This is a genomic window from Methanoculleus frigidifontis, assembly GCF_030464345.1.
Taxonomy (GTDB): Archaea; Halobacteriota; Methanomicrobia; order Methanomicrobiales; family Methanoculleaceae; genus Methanoculleus_A; species Methanoculleus_A frigidifontis.
The window spans coordinates 19,757-40,148 of record NZ_VCYH01000007.1 but is presented as its reverse complement, the minus strand read 5'-3'; the positions used below and the strand labels follow the sequence as shown (position 1 = coordinate 40,148).

The window sequence follows — 20,392 nt, the reverse complement described above, 5'->3', positions numbered from 1 at the left end:
TTTATCTCCTAAAAATAAACTTCCACATATCTAGGTCAAATAAGTACCTGGCAACAGCTGTAAAAAATCCAAATGTAGGCATTGGATCTGTGAATGAGACGATATCATCTTTTATTCTGAAGTCTAGTAACTTTGGTAGATTACGTAGTTTATTTGGAGCGCTGCAAAACCACAAAATATCTCCTGGAAGCAGCCATCTGCATTTTACCCCATCTTTGTAATCTAGAACAGGTTTGACATCCCCATCAATGAATTGTTTATATAAGAGATAAGGGAAATCTACTCCTGCTTGAATAGATAGCGCCAGTGAACCCCAGAAACGAGGATTCACCTCCATTAACTTTGGAATGCCATCTCTTGAGTCTATTCGAAATTCAACCATCGCAACTCCAACCCATTTCATCGCATTCAACAACCTAAAGGCAGCATTTACAGCAATTTCAGATGTTTCTGTATGGAACGTTTCTCTAAGAGTACTTGGACCGCCTGAGATAGGATATGATCTCAATCGCTTTTGAACTGTTAATGCACAGGGTCTGGAACAGGAGTTAAACAGTGTGTAGACCCCAAATTCGCCACCATTAGGAATATATTCCTGAAGTAATATTGTATTGTAATTAGAAAGTGATCTTTCGGCTTTTTCAATCAGTTGGTCAAAAGAATTGCAAGTATCAAACCCCCTGCTGCCAAAGCTTATTGTTGGCTTTATTGTTTGAGGGTATTCCAGCAAATCCTCAATATTATATATGTCATCCAAGTGCTCAATAAAATGTGTTTTCGGACATGGGATGCTATTTCCTAATGCGATTTTCAGAGTGGTTTGCTTATCGTAGCCCTTCATGAAAGTTTCGCGTGGTGGAAGGGCAATATTGACATATTGAGATAGTTCCTTCTCATTTTCAATAATTGGTTCAAGGGTAGGATTTGCTACTGGGATAAGAAGGTCACAGGTGTTTTTTTGTAGTGTTGCAATCAAATATTCAATAAAATCTTTTTTCTGTTTGAGGGGAGGCGGATATACCACATGGTTATTACAGTACTTTGAAAAAAAACCTGTTGCAAAACGGGTTTCCTCACCAGCAGTAACTTTAAATCCCCGTTTTCCCAATGAACGAATTACTGCCAAGGAACTCCGCATTTGTGCATCTGTGACAAATATATTTGCTGTTTCATTCATTTTTATCTTCCTCGTTAGGCGTTTCGGATGCAAGTTCATCTTGTTGGTCTTACTTTTTAGTGAGCTTAAGGGGAAGGTGAAATTAGAACGTCATTAATTCAATGCTGGACGGTATATTATCAAAGAGATTTTGAGAATCTCTTGATCCTTGTCTCAAGGAACAATTGCAATCACGTTCAAATTCATGTACCTTTTGCTCATCGCATTTCATCTCCCGACTCCTCTGGCGGTGCTGGAACTGAAGACGGGGGAGCCTTCACAGTTATTGATGTCGGAGTACGCGCCATCTGAGTGTCCTGACCTCTTAGTACTTCAATGAGAGCGAAGAGAATCATCCCAGCGGTAATGAGCAGAAGGCCAAGTACGAGTGCGGACATCCCTCCGGTGAACAGAATATAATGGAACTGGTTAATCCTGTAATGCTCTGAGAATGCATAGATCTCCAACCCTACCCCAAATGCAAACAGAAGGAATCCCGGGATCCCAAAGAAGAACAGCGGCCTCCGGCAGCTGACGAGCTTCACAATGTTTATCAGCACTCCGACTCCATGCGACACGGGATGCTGCGAGGAGGTATCCTCGATATCGTAGCGCACCCTGACCGGCACCTCGGCAACCTGCAGATGGTGATCGCTGATCTGGATCAGGATCTCAGAGCCGGCAGACATACCCTCGCCACTGAGATGGATGGCATCAATTGCCCTCTTCCCGTATGCCCGAAAACCGCTCTGGGAATCGGAGACCGCAAGCCTGGTGCCGGCCATCGTGGTGGCCTTATCAAGCACCTTCATCCCGACCTTCCGGTAGGCGGGGATCCCGCCGTCGTTGCCGTCGAGGAATCGGGAGCCAATGACGACGTCGTTGCCCTTCCGGAGCTCGGCGAGAAGCTTTCCGATGTCCTCCGCGTTATGCTGGCCGTCGGAATCAATGACGACGAGCTCTTCGGCGCCTGACGCACGTGCCGCAGCAAAGATCGTCTGGAGAGCACCGCCATAGCCTCTGTTGGTCTCGTGGCGGACGACAAGAGCGCCCAGAGCCCGGGCGATGGCATCGGTGTCGTCCGTGGAGCCATCGTCGACGACAAGAACTCTGTCGGCATACGTTCGGGCGCCGACGATTGTCTTTGCAATGTACTTCTCCTCGTTATAGGCGGGCATGGCAACGAGGGTTCGACAGGATCGCTTTCTTTCGGAAACGACCCTCCCGGGTTTGTGAGAAGATCGTGAGGATGCGATCGTCGGTGTGACAATCACCAATGAATCGGCTTCCTGAGCGGCGATCCTGGCTGCGTTCATACGTGCCTCCGGAGTGTAAACAAAATCCGGGCGCCGACCCCGCTGTTCCGGTCATGGCGGAAGTGAACGATCCGGGGATCCCTTCGGACAGGCACCTCAATCCGGTCGCCGGTGCCATCCGTTGAACAGTCGGTGATGACATAGAAACGGGACACATACTCCGGGATCGTCCGGAGCGTCTCTCCAACGAGGGGTTCCTCATTGTAGGCGGGAACGACGACAGCGATCCTATGATCCCGGTACAAACCCTCACCGGAAGAAGTGCCGATATCCCGGGGCAGATCGGCAGTCTTCCCCGCATACCGGTAGACCGGCAGGGAAGCGGGCAGTGCTGCTGCCCGGACACGAAACTCACCACCCTCCGCTTCAGTTGTGGCAGAGGCACACGAACTGTCGTATTGCATGGACCCTCCTCCCCCTACGTCCGCTCATATCCGCGTGGCAGTGTGGTGAGCTCCGGTTTTTCCTATTGATGCCCAAGGGGATACTGGCTGAGATGACCCTCAATAATTATATTACTATAAATATATTTCTAGTAAAATTTAAATGCCCCCCGGCCGACCCAAAGCCTAACGTTATTGTAATACTCCCCGGAGGATCGTCCCGGGAAGGCGTAACCCGGCTCCCTCCTGCCCCGCACAAGAGAAACAGGCCTGCACGGCACACGCAGCAGGCAAATTCGCGGCCTTCGACGCACGCATCTTCCGGCATGTTCCGTTCATTCCATACTCTGGAAGCGCGCCCGACCATCGACGGGTGCCGTTGGAAAGAGACGGCTGCTGCCCGGCGCTCTGCAGCGAGGGAGAAGAGCAAAACGGATCCGGCCAGCATCAACGGCGAGCACAAACAGTGCGGCATCAGGCCCCTGCATCATCATCCGGATGTCAGTGGGGGTAACTGTCATCATCTGCCGCATGCGCCTGCCGGGTCGGACCCGGACATGGTACACATCTTTGACGGGGATCACCATTAGTCTTCAGTTTCCCGGCATGCCAGCCCACCCCGATACATTTATATATAAAATTAAAAATAAAATCCCGCGAATGGGGCTTGGCAGAAAGTACGCCGCTCTCCTCGTGCTCACCGTCTGGCTCTTTCTGGTAGTCGGAGCTATGATCCTGAACCAGTACCTGAGTGGTGAGATCTTCTTTGTCCTCTGGCTCATCGGAACCCTGGTGATCGTTGAACTCGCCACCCCGGCTTTCTCGCGGCCTGAGTATCAGTCATATCTCAGGTACGCCGTCGCCGTCGGCGTCATCCTCTTCGGGTACATCGTCGCCCTGAAGGTGCTGGAGATCCTGGGAGAATGATGCGATCTTCCGTTTCAAGCCTCGTCCTTGCGGTTCTCGCACTCGCATCAATCCTGATGCTCACCTACGCTGCAAGCACCCCGGTCTTCTTCAGCGCGGAGAACCAGAGCAAAACACTCTACCACCGGGATCTGCAGTATGAGACCGCCACAGATCCGGCGGACGCAGGCATGGTTCTCGGGCTCATGGACGGGCTCCTGCAGGATACCGCAGAGATCACCATCAGAATCAAAGCGCATGACCTTGACGGCGCAGAGGAGGACCTCAGGGCAGCGCTCGAACATGCCGAACACCTCCAGAACGTCGTGGTCGACCTTGACCTGGAAGGCAGCGATGCGGATACATTCGCCCGGGAGAACGAGCAGTGTCTCAGAGACCTGTACGAGATTGTCAATGATTCCGGACGCTTTGACGAGGTACGCTCGATCGAGATCCGCGAACACGGCCTGGATGCCAACCGGACACGCTCCATCGTCTATGAGGGGGAGGCGCTCAACCGCACGATCACCGAAGGGGTGAGCTCCGTCACAAGCAGACAGGATCGGATCGCCGCCATCGGAGAGGCATACGGCCTGAACACCACGGAATACCGGCAGAGCCTGGGGGCTCTGGAGGCGCTCCCGGCCGCAGTCGCAGCAGGGCAGCAGAGTTTAGCCGCTGCCGCAGGCACCCTTCCAGGAGCGACAATCTCGATCGGTGTCGTTCCCGGCCGGGTTACCTACAACGACACTCTCGCGATTGCAGGGACGGTGTCGAACACTTCCGGAGAAGGAAACGCCTCCGTGGAGATCATCCTCGACAGCCGGCCAGCCGGCACCGCACTGGCCGATTCGTCCGGTGCCTACCGCTACCTCCTCCCCGTCAGAGAGATCGCAAGCGGCACGCACTTTGTCTACGCAGGGGTGGGGCCAGCACTCTCCGGGGTTGCACAGTTTGCGGTTCTTCCAGAGGACACCAGCGTCACGCTCGCAGTCACGCCGTCTTCCGGCATCGAGACAGCGGGTGCCTCCTGCACAGGAAGAATTCTCACGGCAGATGGGGAACCGGTGGCGGATGCACCCGTCTCGTTTATCATCGACGGACGGACCGGAACAGAGACCGTAACCGGAGCGGACGGATGGTACCGGCATGCTATCAATCTCACCTCCGGAACCCACACCATCACCGCAGTCTTTTCGGGCGAGGGCTTCCCGCTGAACGGGTCGAGCAGCCAGCCTGTCACTATCAACCTCATCCCTGGTTTCGGATCGCCGGCAGCCCTTCTGGCAGTCGCATTCGCCGGCATCACGTCGATCGTCGGTGGAAACTGGTATATCCGGCGCTCGAGGAACAGTGTCCCGCATCCGGAAAAATCGCTGCAGACCACCTGGCGACACCAGACGAGCGCGATGCCGGAGACGGAGAGCAGGCAGGATACGGGCATGCCCGCGGACGAAGACCTGCAGGCGGTTGCAGATGCCCTGCTCTCGGCGGCCGACCCGCGGGAGGGCGTGGCGCTCCTCTACCATGCCCTCCTCGAGCGGCTCGGGCCGGTGACGCAGGCTCCGGCCCTCCGGACAGCGACCCCGCGGGAAGTTCTGAAGAACTACCATGCCAGGGAGTTTGCCCCCGATCTGGCTGCGTTCGTCGAACTGCACGAGCGGGTCTGCTACGCCGGAAGGGTTCCGGACGCCGGGGAGCGGCAACGGCTCGGGGAACTCTTCATCATGATACTGGCCTGCGCGGCGGGTGGTGGTGATGAGTAACCGGCGTATGTGGATAGTGGCAGGCGTTCTCATGCTGGCGGTCGTCGCAGTCTCGGCCCACCTCACCACGACGACGGAGGAGTACAGCAGATACAATATTCAGTGGAACGGGACGTCCGGGTGCGTCGAGCGCTTCATCAAGAGCGGTGCCGTCGAGGTGCATGAGACCGCCAGCCTTGAAGGACACCGGAATGCGCTGCTCGTCATCATTGCCCCGGCGGGATCCTACACCCCGGCAGAGATTGAGCGGTACCGGGCGTTCCTCGAGCAGGGGAACAGCATTCTCCTTGCAGACGATGACGGCAGCGGCAACCAGCTGCTCGGGGAGCTTGGAAGCAGTATCAGACTTGTGCCCGGAAACGTCTCCGGCGCCGAACGATCCTACACCGATCCCGGAGCGGTCACCGGCAGGCGGTGCAGCGACCATCCCCTCCTCACGAACTGCACCGCGCTCCAGTTCAACCACCCCGGGACGGTCACCGGCGGGACAGCGCTCATCCGGACGTCCCCGCTGAGCTGGATCGACCAAAACGGCAACGGCAGGATCGACCCGGGCGAACCACAGGGCGGTTACACCCTCTGCTCCCGTGAAAACGCAGGCAGCGGCGAGATAATCGTGCTTGCCGATCCGAGCATCTTCATCAACGCAATGCTCGCCATCGACGGAGAGGTTGACAACGCCCGGTTCCTCCGGCAGGTGACGGGAGCGTACCCGTCAGTCCTCCTCGACCAGACACGGAGCCGGACAGCCTCGGGGGGGGACGTAATCGACGGCATCAGTGCCGTCCGATCATCGCCGTGGCGTGTGCTGATCGCAGGGCTGGTGGTGCTGCCGGCGATCATCATCTTCGGCAGACGGAAAACGGAGGAGAGCGACAATGCATGAACAGAATCTTGAAGAGCGGATCGCATCGATTGCATCCGCGTACCGGCAGATCCAGGAGAACACCCACAGGTATATCGTCGGCGATCCGGCAGATCTTGAACCGATCCTGATCGGCATCTTTGCAGGCGGGAACGTCCTCATCGAGGGCGTGCCCGGGACGGCGAAGACCACTATCAGCAAGATCCTCGCCGGGCTCATCAGCTTCGATTTCAAGCGCGTGCAATGCGCGGTGGACGTACAGCCCGCCGACATCATCGGTCTGCGGATCTATGACCAGAAGACAAAGACATTCTCACTGATCCAAGGACCGATATTCTCGAACTTTCTTGTGATCGACGAGATCAACCGCCTCACACCCAGGACGCAGAGTGCATTCCTCGAAGCGATGGGCGAGGGCCAGACGACGATCGACGGCGTAACCTACCCGCTCGCCGAACCCTTCTTCACCATCGCCACACAGAACCCCTACGAGCTTGAGGGCACCTTCCCGCTCGTCGAGGCGCAGAAAGACCGGTTCATGCTCAGCACGATTGTCAGGCATCTGGACGGCGACAGCGAACTTAAGATCCTCCGGCGGAGCCAGGCAGGCGAACTCGACTGGACAGCCTATCGCGACCAGCTCACCCCTGTCATTACGACCGCAGAGATCCTCCGGATGCATGCCGCCGTCAGAGAAGTCTATGCGGATGAAGCGGTCCTGCAGTACATCAGAGACCTGGTCATCGCCTCGCGGGAGCATGAAAATGTCCGGCTGGGAGCCAGCTCCCGCGGATCCCTCGCCCTGCTGACCGGGGCAAAGGTGCGTGCCGCGTTCAGGAACCGGACATATATCATCCCCGACGACGTGAAGGCGCTCATCCTGCCGGTGCTCCAGCACAGGATCATCCTGGAACCCGAGGCAGAGATCGAGCAGGTAACAGCCGGAGAGGTGGTCGACGACATCGTCAGCACGGTCGAGGTGCCATAAACCGTGCAGCCGACACAGAATGCCCAGGGGTTTGCCATAGTAGCCCTTTTCCTCGGAGCGTTCGCCCTTTTCCTAAGCGATCTGCCGGCCATGATAGCAGCGGCGACGATCGGGCTCTTCCTCGCGTACCGGGCACTCACCTTTACCGTAGGATGCCGCAGATTCCTGGCCGGCATCACCGTCACGCGGGAGACCGACCGGCAGGTTGTCCGGCAGGGCGGCGCTATTGCGGTCGAATCGCGGATCACTGCACGGTCGCCGGATCAGATGAAGGTCACGATACGCGATCTGCTCCCCGCCCTTGCCGCCTCCGGCGATGAACCCACGTACGCCCCCTCGCCCGCAGGCGGCTGGACGGCCGGGTACCCTGTCAGGTTCATGGCCACAGGTGAAACGCGGTTCGGGGGACTTTGGGTCACCCTCACCGATCCCTTCTACCGCCAGGAGATCCGGTGTACCAGGGATGACTGCAGGGAGCCGCATGTCCAGGTCATCCCCCCGCAAACAGCCACAGCGATCGAAGGGGGGGGCAGCAGGGAAGGGGGGCGGAAAGATAGTGACTATCTCCGGGTCATGAAAGGCCAGACCGTCCGCTCTTTCCGCCCCTACCGCGCAGGGGATGATCCCCGCGACATCGACTGGAAGATGGCCGCAAAGCACGATCGCCTCTTTGCACGGGAGATGAGCGGACAGAGAGGCAGCATGCCGTGTATCATCGCGGACCTCCCGGACCTGGAGGTATCGGAAGGTTCAGCCGCCTTTGGGGCTTTTTCGGCGGCGGTGGGAGGTGCGGTGGAGGGAGCAGTCCGCAGCGCGGGGGGGTGCTGGCTGACGCTCATCTCCGGTGCGAACGTCATACGCTCCTTCACTCCTCCCGAAGTCCTGCATCAGGCGACGACGCTCCCTGCCGTCCTGCACCCGGTCGCACGCCACACCCATCTCTACCGCATGCAGAACCGCTCATCCCTGCGGGCAGCCGCCAGGCGACTTGAACGGCTGCAGCAGAACCCGCAGGCAGAATCCAGCACGTACCGGCAGGCCATGCACAGACTCTACCGTACGTTTCCGGAAGGGATCGCCCGGACTCCCTTTGAGGCACAGATCCGGCGTGCGCTCGGTGAGGCGGGGTCAGACAACGTCTACCTCTACACATGCCGGAACGGGGATACAAGCCATATCGATTGCGTCGCACGAGAAGCGGCTCTGCAGGGGAGGCATCTCTCCCTCTGGACACCAGAGAGCCGGATGCGTCGATACCGGCACACTCCACGCGGACACAGACCCCGGAAGGAGGCACCGTAATGCGGGGTGATGCGGGAGCACATCTCCTCGCTCTCGGGTTTGTGGCCCTCGCCGCCACAGGGCTGGTAATGACGGTCCAAGGCGCGATAACAGCAGGTCTGCTCGCGGCATTTCTGGCTGCATATCTTCTCACAGGAGACCGGGCTGGCCGGCCCGTCGTGCTGCTCGGGATCGGCGAGGTTGTTGCCCTGTCGACAGGGACGGAGGGATTCCCCCTCGCCCTGCAGCTGCTGCTCCTCGGATTGCTGCTCAGAGAACTGCACCTCCTTGCAGGGCGGCAGAGCATCGGCCTCTTCGCCGCCTTTGCCGTTGCGAGCATCGGGTTCGTCGCGATCCTGCAGGCAGGCACAAATCCCCTCGCAACGCTTCCGGTCATGGGTGCCGTCTTCGGAGGAGTCGTCCTCGTTGTCGCTATCGTCGAATACCGACAGCAGAAACGATTGGCAGGAGGGCTATAATGGCAGAACGATTGCAGTATAATAATCCCTATATCGCTTCCCTCATCCTGTTCGCCGCATCGGCAGGAAGCATTGGACTTGCACTGATCACCGGCCGCGGAGATATGACGAGCGCCACCCTGATACTCACCGGTGCCGTCAGCTTCATCGCAGCCGTCTTCGTCCTCACCCTCACAAAGGGAGAGCCGCTCGACCCACATCTCTTCTCCCTCCTGCCCACCCAGGGCACTATCACTATTGCCACGATCTGCGCCGACCTCGGCCTTCGCGAGGATGCCCGGTACCTCCCCCCCGACGAAGGCAGGCACTGCGTCACCCAGGTCATTCCGGCGGCTGCCGGCGCGGTCCCCCTCCCGGCAGACGACAGTTCCTTTATCGTCGGCACAGAGGCAGACGGGGTTCGGATCACCCCGACTGCCGAACCGCTGCTCCGGTGGCTGGAAGAGAAGAACGCCCTTGCCCTGCCGTCCAATGACGACGGTCTCTTCACCGCAATCAGGGAGGTCTGCGAGGACACCCTGGAGATCGCAGAACAGGTGGAGATCGATCGAACGGGAGATACCGTGAGCATCACCCTCTCGGGATTCCGGCTCATCCCCGGGTGTATTGCCGTCAGGAGTGCGTCCCCGAAATGTTGCACCATGATCGGCTGCCCGGTCTGCAGCCTCATCGCCTGCATGCTCGCGAAAGGATCGGGCAGAGCCTGCACCATTACGCAGACGCAGATCGATCCGAAACGTCAGTCCATGCGGCTGATCCTATATCATGAAAAGGCACAGGATAAGATGGAAACAAGCAATAGTGCTGCCGACATGGAGGAAGAGCAGCAGGAGAAGGGGTAGCCGGCTGCTCACGCTGGTCGAAGAAGGAAACAACATCGCCAGGGATGGGCAGCGCTCTGCCGGACACCAGCAGCACTGCTGAAGACTGTGAGCGCCTCCGGCATGACCCGCCATGGTCGACGTATTGTTACGATCGGATAGCAGCAGAAAAACAGGCAGTATATAATCCAATCGCGAAGAGAATCGATCTGCAATAAATTTTAAAGTGAAGCAATTATTGAAACAATTGGTTGAGGGCGTTCTGCACCGGGGGTCATGCTTGATGGAGGTAAAGCCGTTTTTTGACTTCAGATCCGATAGTATCCGCATCTGCCCTGTATATGATGGTTTTTACTGAATCCTGAATAGATACCACATTCTGTTAGCCCCTTTATTGTCTTGCCACCCCCCCAGATACCTTTATTGAGTTAGTAGATGATCACGCTCATCACAGCCGGAAACCCTCCACGGTTACGCGAGGGTCAGCCGGCATTCACCGTCTCCTGTCGCGTCGGATGTTACCGTGACCTCCCCGGTCCATGCGGTATCGCCCAGCTCCACAGAAACATCGGTGAGCCCGTCAGTAATCCCATAGATCTCAAACGAAAACTCATCAGGGCTCGTTCCGCTGAGCGACCCGACAGTGCCCTCCATTATCAGGTCAATCACCACCTCGGAATCGGACTGGCAGCAGGTTCCATAGAATGTCATGGAATCGGTCTCTCCTCCCGGGCAGTCAAACGAAGTAATCTCGATCTCATTTCCTTCCCTGGTGAGGTCCCGTACCATACCATCCTTCGTGACCTGAAGGCCGATTGTCGAAGCTTCGTCCGCCTCCAGCTGAATGGTCATATCCTCCATGGGGGACGGCGTCGTGAAGTTTTCCAGAGATATCTCAAAACGGCCATTTTCGCATACTGCGACTGCATTCTCAATCTCCATCCTAAACGGCATGCCCTCTTCGATCTCCGGCAGATCCTCCACATAAATGGTGTCGCCGGGATTGATGGTGCAAGTGGCATCCGTTGCCTGGCACGCCCCTGCACCCGCAACAAGCAGTGTCGCAGCCACAAGGGCGAAACCAAAGGCATAAACTATCCATCTCATTGTACGTACCTCCATTGATACGGACGCACCTCAATAAAGTAAGAACTATATAAAGATTTTTATATAAATTTTTATTAGCCAGAATACAAACTCTGCCCACTCGCCCGTATATCTAATCTTCGCTTTTCCAAGGAGAATGACAAGAGAACATTATGAATTTTGCCCTCATCCTTGGGGGCGCTGAAGTGTTCATTCCCTGAAAAGAGAATGCTCATCTCAGACCATCGGCCGCAGCGCCGGGAGATACTGCACCTTCCGGGGCTGTCAACAGGCAGCAGACGACAATACGAAGATGACCCGGCGTTCGTGCCCCATGCCAACCAGGTGAGGGACTCACCGCAATCATCTTCTCGCAGTAACGCCAAGCACGTACGCGCACCAGGTATCGCATTTGTATACATAAAGGATTATATAAGCAAAACCATATTGACGCTGCATGCGACAACTCATTTCTCTGGCGCTTATCGCCCTCATTGCCACCTTGGGGTGCGCCTCTCCCGGTACGGCGCTCTCCATCACACCACCGCCGCCGCAGGCTGCTGCGGGCGATACCATCGCCATCGAGTTTTCCGATCTGCCGGACAACGCAGTCTTCACGCTCCAGATTGGCAGCAGATTCGAGGTTGAACCGGGAGAGGCCTTTTCGTTTGAAGCGAACAGCCTTGTTCTGCCAATATCTCTCAATTCCGGAACAATTTCTGCAAGCACTGAAAATACCGCCTGGACAGGCCTAGCTGCCAGTATGGGAACCACATCAGTCAGCATCGCCGGCGATGCCGACCCGGATGGGCGCTTTTCTGCTGAAGAGGCGCTGGATATTCCGGAAGGCACCTACGAGCACCTGAAACTCGAGGGAGAGGCGGCGGATACTGCCGAAGCGGTGACAGCCAAGCTGCAGCTCGCCGGCACCAAGCAGGGCGCAGACGACGGCCGGATCTCGTTTATTATCGGAGGTATCGGGGCAGGAGAGGTCACGGTCACTGTTCTGGTCGACGGGGTCGAGCAGATGCGATCGCGTGTCGCCGTCGTCAACGAAACCGCACCAGACGGTGCGCAGCCAACAAGCCGGTCATCCGGGAATACTGCAGACAATTCATCGTGGCAATCACCCGGGATCTCCTCGGAGAGCAGCGGGCAGGAAGGGGGGAAGCATTTGACCATCACCTCACCGGACGGCAGGGTCTCTCTCACCGGAGTGACGGACGAGAATCTCGCGATTGTCGAGACCGAGATCACGAACGCTCCCGAAGACTGGGTTGCGATCGGCACCGGCTACACCATCATCCCGCCGGAGACGGGCTTCTCCCCCGCGGCTACGCTGACCATCGAGCTGCCCGGCACGGTACTCGAGAATCTCTCGCAGTACAATCTCTTCATCGCCCGGTACGAGGATGACGCATGGCGGATGACACAGAGCAGAATCGACGGCAACACTATAGCAGGCATGATCGACGCCGCCGGGACGTATGGCCTGATGACCCTGGAACAGGAGATGAACGCGGCACCGACGGCCACCCTGGCGCAACCTCCCGCGCCTGTCACCCCGGCACCGACCACACATCTCCCACCCGGATACGCATGGTATACAGCAGCCGCAATTCTCACGGGGTTTGTTCTGCTGCTGGCATATCTCAGACGCCGGTATTGACGTGCACTCAAGGCCCGGCCATCACGGCCGTGGATGCACCCGGAGAGCGGTTCGGACACAGAACCAGAGCCGTGCGGAGGAATTGTATATAAGGGAATACAATATTTATGGGAAAATATGTCAGATAAGAAGGAAGTCACCATCGGCATAACCATCAACCTCGAAAATTACGAAAACCTCCGCCTCGAGGTAGAGGGGAAAGTGGAAAGCCAGCAGGATGCCGACGACCTGATCGCCTTCCTCGACGGGATGCTCGCACGCCTCGGGCGCGGCGATGCGGCAACCGCAGATCGCATCGACGCATACCGGCGCCGCGTCCTCGCGACCGGGATCGACATCTCGAAGATGGGGGAGGCTGCCCCGCCGCCGGCTCCGAAGCAGGAGCAGAAACCGATCGTAGCAGAGGCTGCGGCAGAAGGTGAGAAGAGCGCCCCGCAGACACCGGAAGAGTGCCCGACCGGGGTGATCCAGGAGGCGATCCCGCCTGCCCCGAAGCAGCCCCACCCGCCGGTGCACCCAAAACCGCCGGAACAGAAGAAAGAAGCGGCTCCGGCGCCCGAACCGGCGAAAGAACCTACCGCCCCGGAGAGCAAACCACCTGCAGAAGAAGCCGAGGCCGTCTGTGAAGTATGTGGAGCACCGGTGGCGAAGTCGCAGGCAAAACTCGCCCAGCTCTTCACGAGCAGAACCCTCTGCAAAAAGTGCATGGAGCAGCAGTAACGCGCGCGCCCTGCATCTGCAATGCAGGATAAAACGCTGGAGGTTATATATAATCCCGTAGAGAGGATGTAGTAATGAAGAAGAACCTGCTCATGTGGGACGAGACGCTCTTTCGCGACCCGGAGGTCTTTGAGATCGACTACGTCCCGGAGCAGTTCAACCACCGCGAGGTCCAGCTGCAGGAACTTGCCTTCCAGATGCGTCCGGGACTGCGGGGCGCCCGGCCGCTGAACACCATCTGCCGCGGCCTTCCGGGAACCGGGAAGACGACCAGCGTCAAAAAGGTCTTTGCCGAGATCGAGGACGCCACCCGGAAACTGGTGCCGGTCTACATCAACTGCCAGATAGACAACACCAAATTCGCCATCTTCTCCCAGATCTACAAGCGGCTCTCCGGCCACCTGCCGCCGGCGTCGGGCACTTCGTTCAAGCAGGTCTTCGATGCGATCGGCCGCATCCTGCAGAAGGAGGAGCAGGTGCTCGTCGTCGCACTCGACGATGCGAACTATCTTCTCTACGAAAACGAGATCAACCGCGTTCTCTATGCACTGCTCCGGTCGCACGAGGCCTATCCCGGCACCCGCATCGGTGTGATCGCCATCATCAGCGATATGAGCGTCGATCTCCGCACCGCGGTTGACCCACGGGTGGCGTCGGTATTCCAGCCAACCGAGATCTACTTCCCGCCCTACAGCAGCGAAGAAGTGCATACCATCCTTGAGGAGCGGGTCATGCAGGGTCTCTACCCCGGCGTGCTCGCATCCGATATGCTGGATCTCATCGTCGACCAGACGATGCGGAGCGGCGATCTCCGGGTCGGAATCGACCTGATCAAGCGTGCTGCCCTGAACGCAGAGAGGGATGCCCGCAGGACGGTCGACAGGGAGGATGTCTGCGAGGCATACGAGGTCTCGAAGTATCTCCACCTTGCCTACTCCCTGCGGACGCTGAAGAGTGAAGAGAAGCAGCTCCTGGGAGCAATCGCCGAGATCTCCCGGGAAGAGAAAGAGATGACCGCAGGCGAGGTCTTCCGCCACGCACAGGAGACGATGCGGATCGGCTATACGAAGTTCTACGAGATCGTCACGAAGTTCGATGCGATGCGGCTCTTAAACCTCCACTACCGCCAGGGGCGGGGGAGGACCCGGCTGATCAGCCTCCGCTACGATCCAGAACGCGTCCTGGAACACCTCCGGTAACGAGCAGATCGGCCCTGCGGGCGGCCTGCTACCTTCCGGCACAGCACTGCATCTCCTGCCGTGCAGATCGGCTGACTGGAACCAGAAAGAAGATTTTTCCAAAGCCTGCCGATAACTTTATTTCATAACTCTTATCTGCTCTGCAATCTCTTGTATTCTAATGAGGTTTTCCACATGCTCAGCGTAAACGAACTTGCACTGGACATATTCGAGGAACTTGCAGAATATGCTGAAGAATATAACGCGGTCTATCACGAACTCGACAACGGGGCACGTATCGTCGACTGCGGTGTCAGCACCCCCGGCGGCTATCTGGCCGGCAAGCGGTTCACCGAGATCTGTATGGGCGGCCTGGGCGAGGTCGACATTACCATGGGCAGGATCGGGGAGCACCCGATCCCGTTCGTCGAGGTCAGCACCGACTTCCCGTCGATCGCCTGCCTCGGCGCACAGAAGGCCGGATGGACGGTCAACGTCAATAAGTACTTCGCCATGGGCAGCGGCCCGGCACGGGCACTCTCGCTCAAGCCCAAGCACACCTATGAGGTCATCGAGTACGAGGACGAGTTCGACTACGCGGTCATCGCCCTTGAGTCCGATCACCTCCCGAACGCCGGCGTGATGGAGAAGATTGCCGAGGCCTGCAACGTCGACGTGGCGAACACCTGCGCCGTCGTCGCCCCCACCGCCTCGATCGTCGGCTCCATTCAGGTCGCCGGACGCTGCGTCGAGACTGCGGTTTACAAACTCAACGAGCTCGGGTTCGACACCAAGAAGATCAGCGCAGGTATCGGCCACGCTCCGATAGCTCCCGTCAAGAAGGACGGCACGAAGGCGATGGGCAGCACCAACGATGCGACCATCTACCACGGCAGCATCTATCTGACGATGAACGCCCCCGAGATCAAGGACTATCTGGACAGGATTCCCTCAAACAAGTCCAAGGGATACGGAAAACCATTCTACGAGATCTTCAAGGAAGCGAACTTCGACTTCTACCAGATCGACACCTCGCTCTTCTCCCCTGCAGAAGTCGTCATCAACGAACTCACCGAAGGTGCGGTCTACCATGTCGGCGCGGTCAACCCCGAGGTTACCCTGAAGTCGTTCGGCTTCCTCTAACACTTTTTTTCGGGAACGTCGCCGTAGATCCCGGACAGCGGTGCCAGGCGTAGCCGTAGCGATCATATCCGGAAGGGCAGCATGGCAGGAAGACAACAACAGATTTAATACGACAACCGTCCACGTTTTAAGGCTGATCGGGCTTGTGGTCTAGCTGGTCATGACGTCGCCCTTACACGGCGAAGATCTCCGGTTCGAATCCGGACAGGCCCATCGATACGAACTTTTTTTCATCACTGTGAGCGGTCTATTCGTTAGCACAGAGTGGATTTCATCGAGGATTCCTTCACAGCGTTGCATCAGAGATGCACGATCATGTTGCACGAATGCAGGTTCGGGTTGTTCAACCGGTTGCCCAACCTCATCGCCATCAACAATCACTAAAAATGCCCGTCTGCCCAGGACCTCTGTCTCCATGATCGTCACCGTTTCCCCGATGATCCCGGAGCACGCCCGCGGAAAACGGACGAACGGATAGACGAAGTTCTTTTTCGAGCACTTCTTCTGCACTTTGGAGGTGCCGAGCCTCTGCATGACCATACCGGAAAAACGGTTCCGCTACCGGTAATGGTTACCGGAGACATTGGTCAAACCGCCACCGTGTGTCGGGATCTCCACAGGGAACGTCCCGTTCACAAACCCGGCAGCATGACGATCGCGCCTTCGGGACAGACATGGGAGCAGAGGCTGCACCCGTCACACCGGTCCAGATCGATCGCGGCACGCCGGTCCGCTATCGAGATGGCATGGTAGCCTCCGTCACGGCAGGCCGTCACACAGCGGCCGCAGGATGTACATCGTTCCGGATAGCCAATAGCCGCACGGCGATGTGCGCTTCGGGAAAGCGATGCGTGCGTCCCGATGCGGGAAAGGGCACGCCCCCTGAGCGCCCCGACATCCGGAAAGTACTTCTGTGCAAGATACCCCGACAGCCCGGCGTCCATCTCGCGGACGATACCTGCCCCTTCCCACATCACTGCGGTGCAGACCTGGACAACCGATGCCCCGGCCGCTATGTACTCGGCAGCATCCTGCCAGCGGGAGATCCCGCCGATACCCATCAGCGGGATCGAAAGTTCCCGCGCGATCTGTGCGATCATCCGGAGCCCGATGGGTTTCACCGCAGGGCCCGAATACCCGCCGTACGTGCTGGATCCGGCAACCGCGGGCTGGGGTTCAAGCGTCTCAAGGTCGATGCCCATGAGACACTGGACTGTGTTGATGGCTGAAAGGATATCGGCGCCGCCGTCCACCGCAGCATGGGCGACGGGCAGAATATCCGTCACGTTGGGCGTGAGCTTGACGATCAGGGGGACCGCTGCAACCTGCCGCACGGCACGGGTCACCTCGCCGACGAGATCGGCGTGCTGCCCGATGGCCGCACCGACCCCCCGTTCCGGCATACCGTGGGGACAGGAGACGTTCAGCTCGATCGCATCCGCCCCCGCATCCTGCACGGTGCAGGCAAGTTCCTGCCACTCAGCAGGATCGGGCGAGGCCATGATGCTCGCAATCAGAACCCGATCCGGGTGCTCTTTCCTGATGGCAGCAATCTCCGCCGCCCAGTAGGATTCATCCTTCCTGCTCAAAAGCTCGATATTCTCAAAGCCGAGAAGCCCTGAATGCTCGTCTTTCCAGGCCGCAAAACGGGGCGAGACATCCAGAATCTCCATCGTATCCGGGACGATGGTCTTGGTGACCGCACCCGCCCAGCCGAGCCGGAATGCGTGCCGGATCTGTTCGCCGGAAGCGGTCGGCGGGCCGGAGGCAAGCAGGAACGGGTTTGTGAGCGCGAGCGATCCGACGGTCGTTTCAAGGGGAAATTCAGGTGCGGCCATATGGTTTTTTCCGGACATAACCTGCGCCGGACAACCATATGGATGTTATTGCCGGAGGCATCTGCCCTCCCCGTCCAGCCACCGGTCGAGGAGTGCCCGGGAGATGCTCATCGTGGACGGCAATGGAGGGAGGGTCTCGCGGTCGAACCATTCCGCAGCCTCAATCTCGCTCGTATCGACGACGAGATCGCCGCCCGCATATTCGGCAGTAAAGCCGATCATCAGCGAATCTGGAAACGGCCAGGGCTCGCTGCCGAAGTAGCGGATGTTTTGTATGGATACCCCGACTTCTTCTCTGACTTCGCGGCGGACGGCGTGCTCGAGGTTCTCGCCCGGCTCGACGAACCCGGCGATGACGCTGTACATGCCGGGCGGGAACCGGGGCGAACGAGCAAGGAGCACCCGCTCGCCGTCACTCACGAGGACGATGACGGCGGGCGACAGCCGGGGATAGACGGTCCGGTTGCATGCAGGGCAGAATTTCGCCCGCTCGGTCATGAGCGGCCGCATCTTCGCACCGCACTGCCCGCAGTACTGCGTCGTCCGATCGTAGTCGACGATCCGAACCGCAAGGGCGGCAACGGCAAGGTCATCCTCCGGAATCCTGCCGTAGAGATCGCGCACGCCGCAGGCGTCCATACCCTCCGGCAGGGGGCTCTCTGCCGCTATTGCCACCGCATAACAGGGCGCGCTGCCGCGATGACCGAGGTACACCGTCCGTTCCACCCGGCACCCGGCAGGAACTGTCTGCAGAAAGGCCTGCGGACATGCTCCCCTCACGACGCAGATTCCCGATCCCCGGACCGGCACGAAGAGGGCTTCTCCATCCGGCGGAAAAACCGGCTCCGGGTACCGGGCCGTAAGCGTATCTGCAGAGAAAGTTCCGGTGTGAACGTATGTGTCGGGATACATGGCATCCTCCGCCGGGGAAATATGCTTCTGCCGCGCCCGGCGTCTCACCAGACCGGCATCAGGCCGCGGTGGTCGCCGGTGATGCACCGCCCGCCCCCGGGCGTCACCAGGAAGGTGTTCTCGATGCCCACCATTCCGACGCCTGCGATCCCTTTCTTCGGTTCAAGCGCGATGGTCATCCCTTCCAGAAGCGGTTCGTCAAAACCCCTCGCAATGACGGGCGTCTCGTCGACGAGCAGGCCAACCCCGTGGCCGAGGAACTTCACCTGCCGATCTCCAAAGCCCATAAAGCCCTTGAGAAACTCCGGACTTTGCCCCTCGATGATCGTATCGTATATCTCCGAAGGGGCGATCCCCGGACGGAGGAGCGACGCCATCTCATCCTGGATAGCAACGCAGACCTCATGCTGCTCGATCGCTTCGTCCGGGATTGATCTGCCGAACATGTAGGTCATCGTCTTGTCGGTATGGTACCCGGCAACCCCGCACCCGATATCGGCAAAGACCAGGTCGCCGGCCTTCAGTAGTCTCTCCCGGCTCCCGAGGAGCGGTACCGCGGGGCTCATCCCATAGTTCCCGCCCGGCCCGTCGAACGCCGTCGGGTAGATCGAACTCTCGCCGAACCCGATCTGCCCGACGGCGATCTCCGTATCGAACATGCCGAAGCGTACAATACCGTGATGCCCCTCCTCGATGAGGACGGTGTAGAGTTCCGTCACGAACGCAAGTTCGGTCATCCCCTCGCGCAGCAGGGCGGGTGCACGCTCCTCAAGCACCCGCCGGTGAATCCGCCCTGCCTGCTCCATGAGCGAGAGCTCGTATGCGCTCTTCACTTCCCGGACGCGCGCAACCGTCCTGTCGAGGGATCCGGCCTCGGTGAAGGGAAAGTGTTTCTGGAACCGCCGGAGATGCGCAAGCGGCAGAAGTTCCGTCTCCAGGTGCACGGCATCCGGACAGCGCCCGGAAGCTGCTGCCGCGTCCCGGTAACTCCGCATCGGCCGGATCTCCGGGAAGAGGGATTCATCAAGCGCCCGCTCGTAACTCCGGCGCACCCAGAAGACGGCCTCGTCGCTCCTCGGTATCAGCAACACCCCGTCCTGCATTGTGCCGGTGAAATAGAAGAGGTTGACCTTGCCGAAGAGAGCCGCAAGCTCCCACCCGGGCTGCTCCGCATCCATCCCGGCCCGGAAGCGATCCAGGCGCCCCGTCAGTTCCAGGCGAGGAACTTTTCCCTGCATACACTACGTGTGCGGGCCGGGAGTTTATACCATTTCTGAGCCGGGCAGCCAGGGTCGCCGGGGGGTGGGGGAGAATAATATATATGGCCGCATCACAGCATACCGGAGAACCACCCGGAAACGGAGAACCCGCACCATGACAGAACGGCCACGACCGGGCGACGAAGCCGTCCTCATGCGGTGGATGCGGCTTGAGATCGGCAAGATCAATGCCGGCATCGTCGCCGAACGGAAGACACTCCGCCGCCTCCTTGAGGAGGATACGCCGTCTTCGACGACCAAAGGCGGAGAGGAATACCGCTTCGATGCGTCCGTCATCGCCGATCTCGGCGAACGCCTGCCGCAGGAACTGCACCGCAGGCTTAAACTCCCGATCATCGTCTACTTCGACATGACCGTCACGGACAGCGGGTTCTTCGCCGACGAAGCGGCCGCAGAGGCGCTCCGGCACCTCGGGGCGATCAGCCATCTCCGCAGAATGCGGGAAGGAAGGCTCTGGGTTGCAAAACCCATAGTCTACGATCTTATAAACAGGTACCCGACGGTCATCCAGGCGGTGATGCGGTAGCGGCGGAGACGGTGCCCGAAACCATGAATACGGTAGCGGCACAAAGGCACCCGATTGTCCCCGGCACCGGGCGGCATGA

At 58.7% G+C, this 20,392-nt stretch carries 19 protein-coding genes and 1 tRNA gene; 13 read left to right on the top strand and 7 right to left on the bottom strand.

Annotation, left to right across the window (positions count from 1 at the left end):
- Position 1 precedes the first annotated feature (1 nt).
- From FGU65_RS10900 to FGU65_RS10890, 3 genes are all read right to left on the bottom strand, one after another.
- Positions 2-1,126, bottom strand: coding sequence for a carboxylate--amine ligase (locus FGU65_RS10900; protein WP_301664500.1), 1,125 nt, complete (start codon positions 1,124-1,126; stop codon positions 2-4).
- Positions 1,127-1,374: 248 nt separating this feature from the next.
- A complete protein-coding gene (locus FGU65_RS10895) occupies positions 1,375-2,472 on the bottom strand; it encodes a glycosyltransferase family 2 protein (protein WP_301664499.1) in 1,098 nt (365 codons plus the stop codon).
- The gene (locus FGU65_RS10890) at positions 2,469-2,876 is read right to left on the bottom strand and encodes a glycosyltransferase (RefSeq protein WP_301664498.1); all 408 of its coding nucleotides are present in this window, start codon (positions 2,874-2,876) and stop codon (positions 2,469-2,471) included. Before FGU65_RS10890 ends, FGU65_RS10895 begins: the two co-directional genes overlap by 4 nt.
- 639 nt (positions 2,877-3,515) lie before the next feature.
- On the opposite strand from FGU65_RS10890, the gene FGU65_RS10885 reads away from it, so the two are divergent.
- From FGU65_RS10885 to FGU65_RS10855, 7 genes are read left to right on the top strand one after another with little or no spacing between them, the layout of a single operon-like run.
- Entirely contained in the window at positions 3,516-3,782 is a 267-nt protein-coding gene (locus tag FGU65_RS10885; RefSeq protein ID WP_301664497.1) for a DUF8044 family membrane protein, read from the top strand.
- Positions 3,779-5,527 carry a DUF4129 domain-containing protein gene (locus FGU65_RS10880; RefSeq protein ID WP_301664496.1) on the top strand — a complete coding sequence of 583 codons (1,749 nt, stop codon included), beginning with the start codon at positions 3,779-3,781 and terminating at the stop codon, positions 5,525-5,527. Before FGU65_RS10885 ends, FGU65_RS10880 begins: the two co-directional genes overlap by 4 nt.
- A complete protein-coding gene (locus tag FGU65_RS10875) occupies positions 5,520-6,413 on the top strand; it encodes a DUF4350 domain-containing protein (protein ID WP_301664495.1) in 894 nt (297 codons plus the stop codon). The genes FGU65_RS10880 and FGU65_RS10875 overlap by 8 nt, the downstream gene beginning before the upstream one ends.
- On the top strand, positions 6,406-7,380 hold the full coding sequence (locus tag FGU65_RS10870; protein ID WP_301664494.1) for an AAA family ATPase: 975 nt from the start codon (positions 6,406-6,408) through the stop codon (positions 7,378-7,380). The genes FGU65_RS10875 and FGU65_RS10870 overlap by 8 nt, the downstream gene beginning before the upstream one ends.
- Positions 7,381-7,383: 3 nt before the next feature.
- A complete protein-coding gene (locus tag FGU65_RS10865; RefSeq protein WP_301664493.1) occupies positions 7,384-8,682 on the top strand; it encodes a DUF58 domain-containing protein in 1,299 nt (432 codons plus the stop codon).
- Positions 8,682-9,140 (top strand): hypothetical protein, encoded by a 459-nt coding sequence (locus FGU65_RS10860; protein ID WP_301664492.1) that lies wholly within the window; start codon positions 8,682-8,684, stop codon positions 9,138-9,140. Before FGU65_RS10865 ends, FGU65_RS10860 begins: the two co-directional genes overlap by 1 nt.
- A complete protein-coding gene (locus FGU65_RS10855) occupies positions 9,140-9,982 on the top strand; it encodes a DUF7982 domain-containing protein (RefSeq protein WP_301664491.1) in 843 nt (280 codons plus the stop codon). The genes FGU65_RS10860 and FGU65_RS10855 overlap by 1 nt, the downstream gene beginning before the upstream one ends.
- Before the next feature lie 450 nt (positions 9,983-10,432).
- On the opposite strand, the gene FGU65_RS10850 is transcribed toward FGU65_RS10855, so the two are convergent.
- Positions 10,433-11,083, bottom strand: coding sequence for a hypothetical protein (locus tag FGU65_RS10850; RefSeq protein WP_301664490.1), 651 nt, complete (start codon positions 11,081-11,083; stop codon positions 10,433-10,435).
- 421 nt (positions 11,084-11,504) lie between these two features.
- Here FGU65_RS10850 and FGU65_RS10845 point away from each other — a divergent pair, with 421 nt between their 5' ends.
- The 5 genes from FGU65_RS10845 (at position 11,505) to FGU65_RS10825 (ending at position 15,970) form a co-directional block, all read left to right on the top strand.
- Positions 11,505-12,716 carry a hypothetical protein gene (locus FGU65_RS10845; RefSeq protein ID WP_301664489.1) on the top strand — a complete coding sequence of 404 codons (1,212 nt, stop codon included), beginning with the start codon at positions 11,505-11,507 and terminating at the stop codon, positions 12,714-12,716.
- A gap of 117 nt (positions 12,717-12,833) precedes the next feature.
- Positions 12,834-13,436, top strand: coding sequence for a hypothetical protein (locus FGU65_RS10840; RefSeq protein ID WP_301664488.1), 603 nt, complete (start codon positions 12,834-12,836; stop codon positions 13,434-13,436).
- A gap of 74 nt (positions 13,437-13,510) precedes the next feature.
- Positions 13,511-14,635, top strand: a complete 1,125-nt coding sequence (locus FGU65_RS10835) for an ORC1-type DNA replication protein (RefSeq protein WP_301664487.1) — start codon at positions 13,511-13,513, stop codon at positions 14,633-14,635.
- 174 nt (positions 14,636-14,809) lie between these two features.
- Positions 14,810-15,757, top strand: coding sequence for a methenyltetrahydromethanopterin cyclohydrolase (mch, locus tag FGU65_RS10830; protein ID WP_301664486.1), 948 nt, complete (start codon positions 14,810-14,812; stop codon positions 15,755-15,757).
- Between the two features lie 139 nt (positions 15,758-15,896).
- Positions 15,897-15,970, top strand: a tRNA-Val gene (locus tag FGU65_RS10825).
- A 419-nt stretch (positions 15,971-16,389) separates the two neighbouring features.
- Here the strand turns inward: FGU65_RS10825 and preA are convergent.
- The 3 genes from preA to FGU65_RS10810 form a co-directional block, all read right to left on the bottom strand.
- Positions 16,390-17,595, bottom strand: a complete 1,206-nt coding sequence (gene preA, locus FGU65_RS10820; protein WP_301664485.1) for an NAD-dependent dihydropyrimidine dehydrogenase subunit PreA — start codon at positions 17,593-17,595, stop codon at positions 16,390-16,392.
- Between the two features lie 45 nt (positions 17,596-17,640).
- Positions 17,641-18,321 (bottom strand): NAD(+) diphosphatase, encoded by a 681-nt coding sequence (gene nudC, locus FGU65_RS10815; protein ID WP_301664484.1) that lies wholly within the window; start codon positions 18,319-18,321, stop codon positions 17,641-17,643.
- A gap of 230 nt (positions 18,322-18,551) precedes the next feature.
- On the bottom strand, positions 18,552-19,745 hold the full coding sequence (locus FGU65_RS10810) for a M24 family metallopeptidase (protein WP_301664483.1): 1,194 nt from the start codon (positions 19,743-19,745) through the stop codon (positions 18,552-18,554).
- 136 nt (positions 19,746-19,881) lie between these two features.
- Here FGU65_RS10810 and FGU65_RS10805 point away from each other — a divergent pair, with 136 nt between their 5' ends.
- Positions 19,882-20,313, top strand: coding sequence for a DUF61 family protein (locus tag FGU65_RS10805; RefSeq protein ID WP_301664482.1), 432 nt, complete (start codon positions 19,882-19,884; stop codon positions 20,311-20,313).
- Positions 20,314-20,392: the final 79 nt, after the last annotated feature.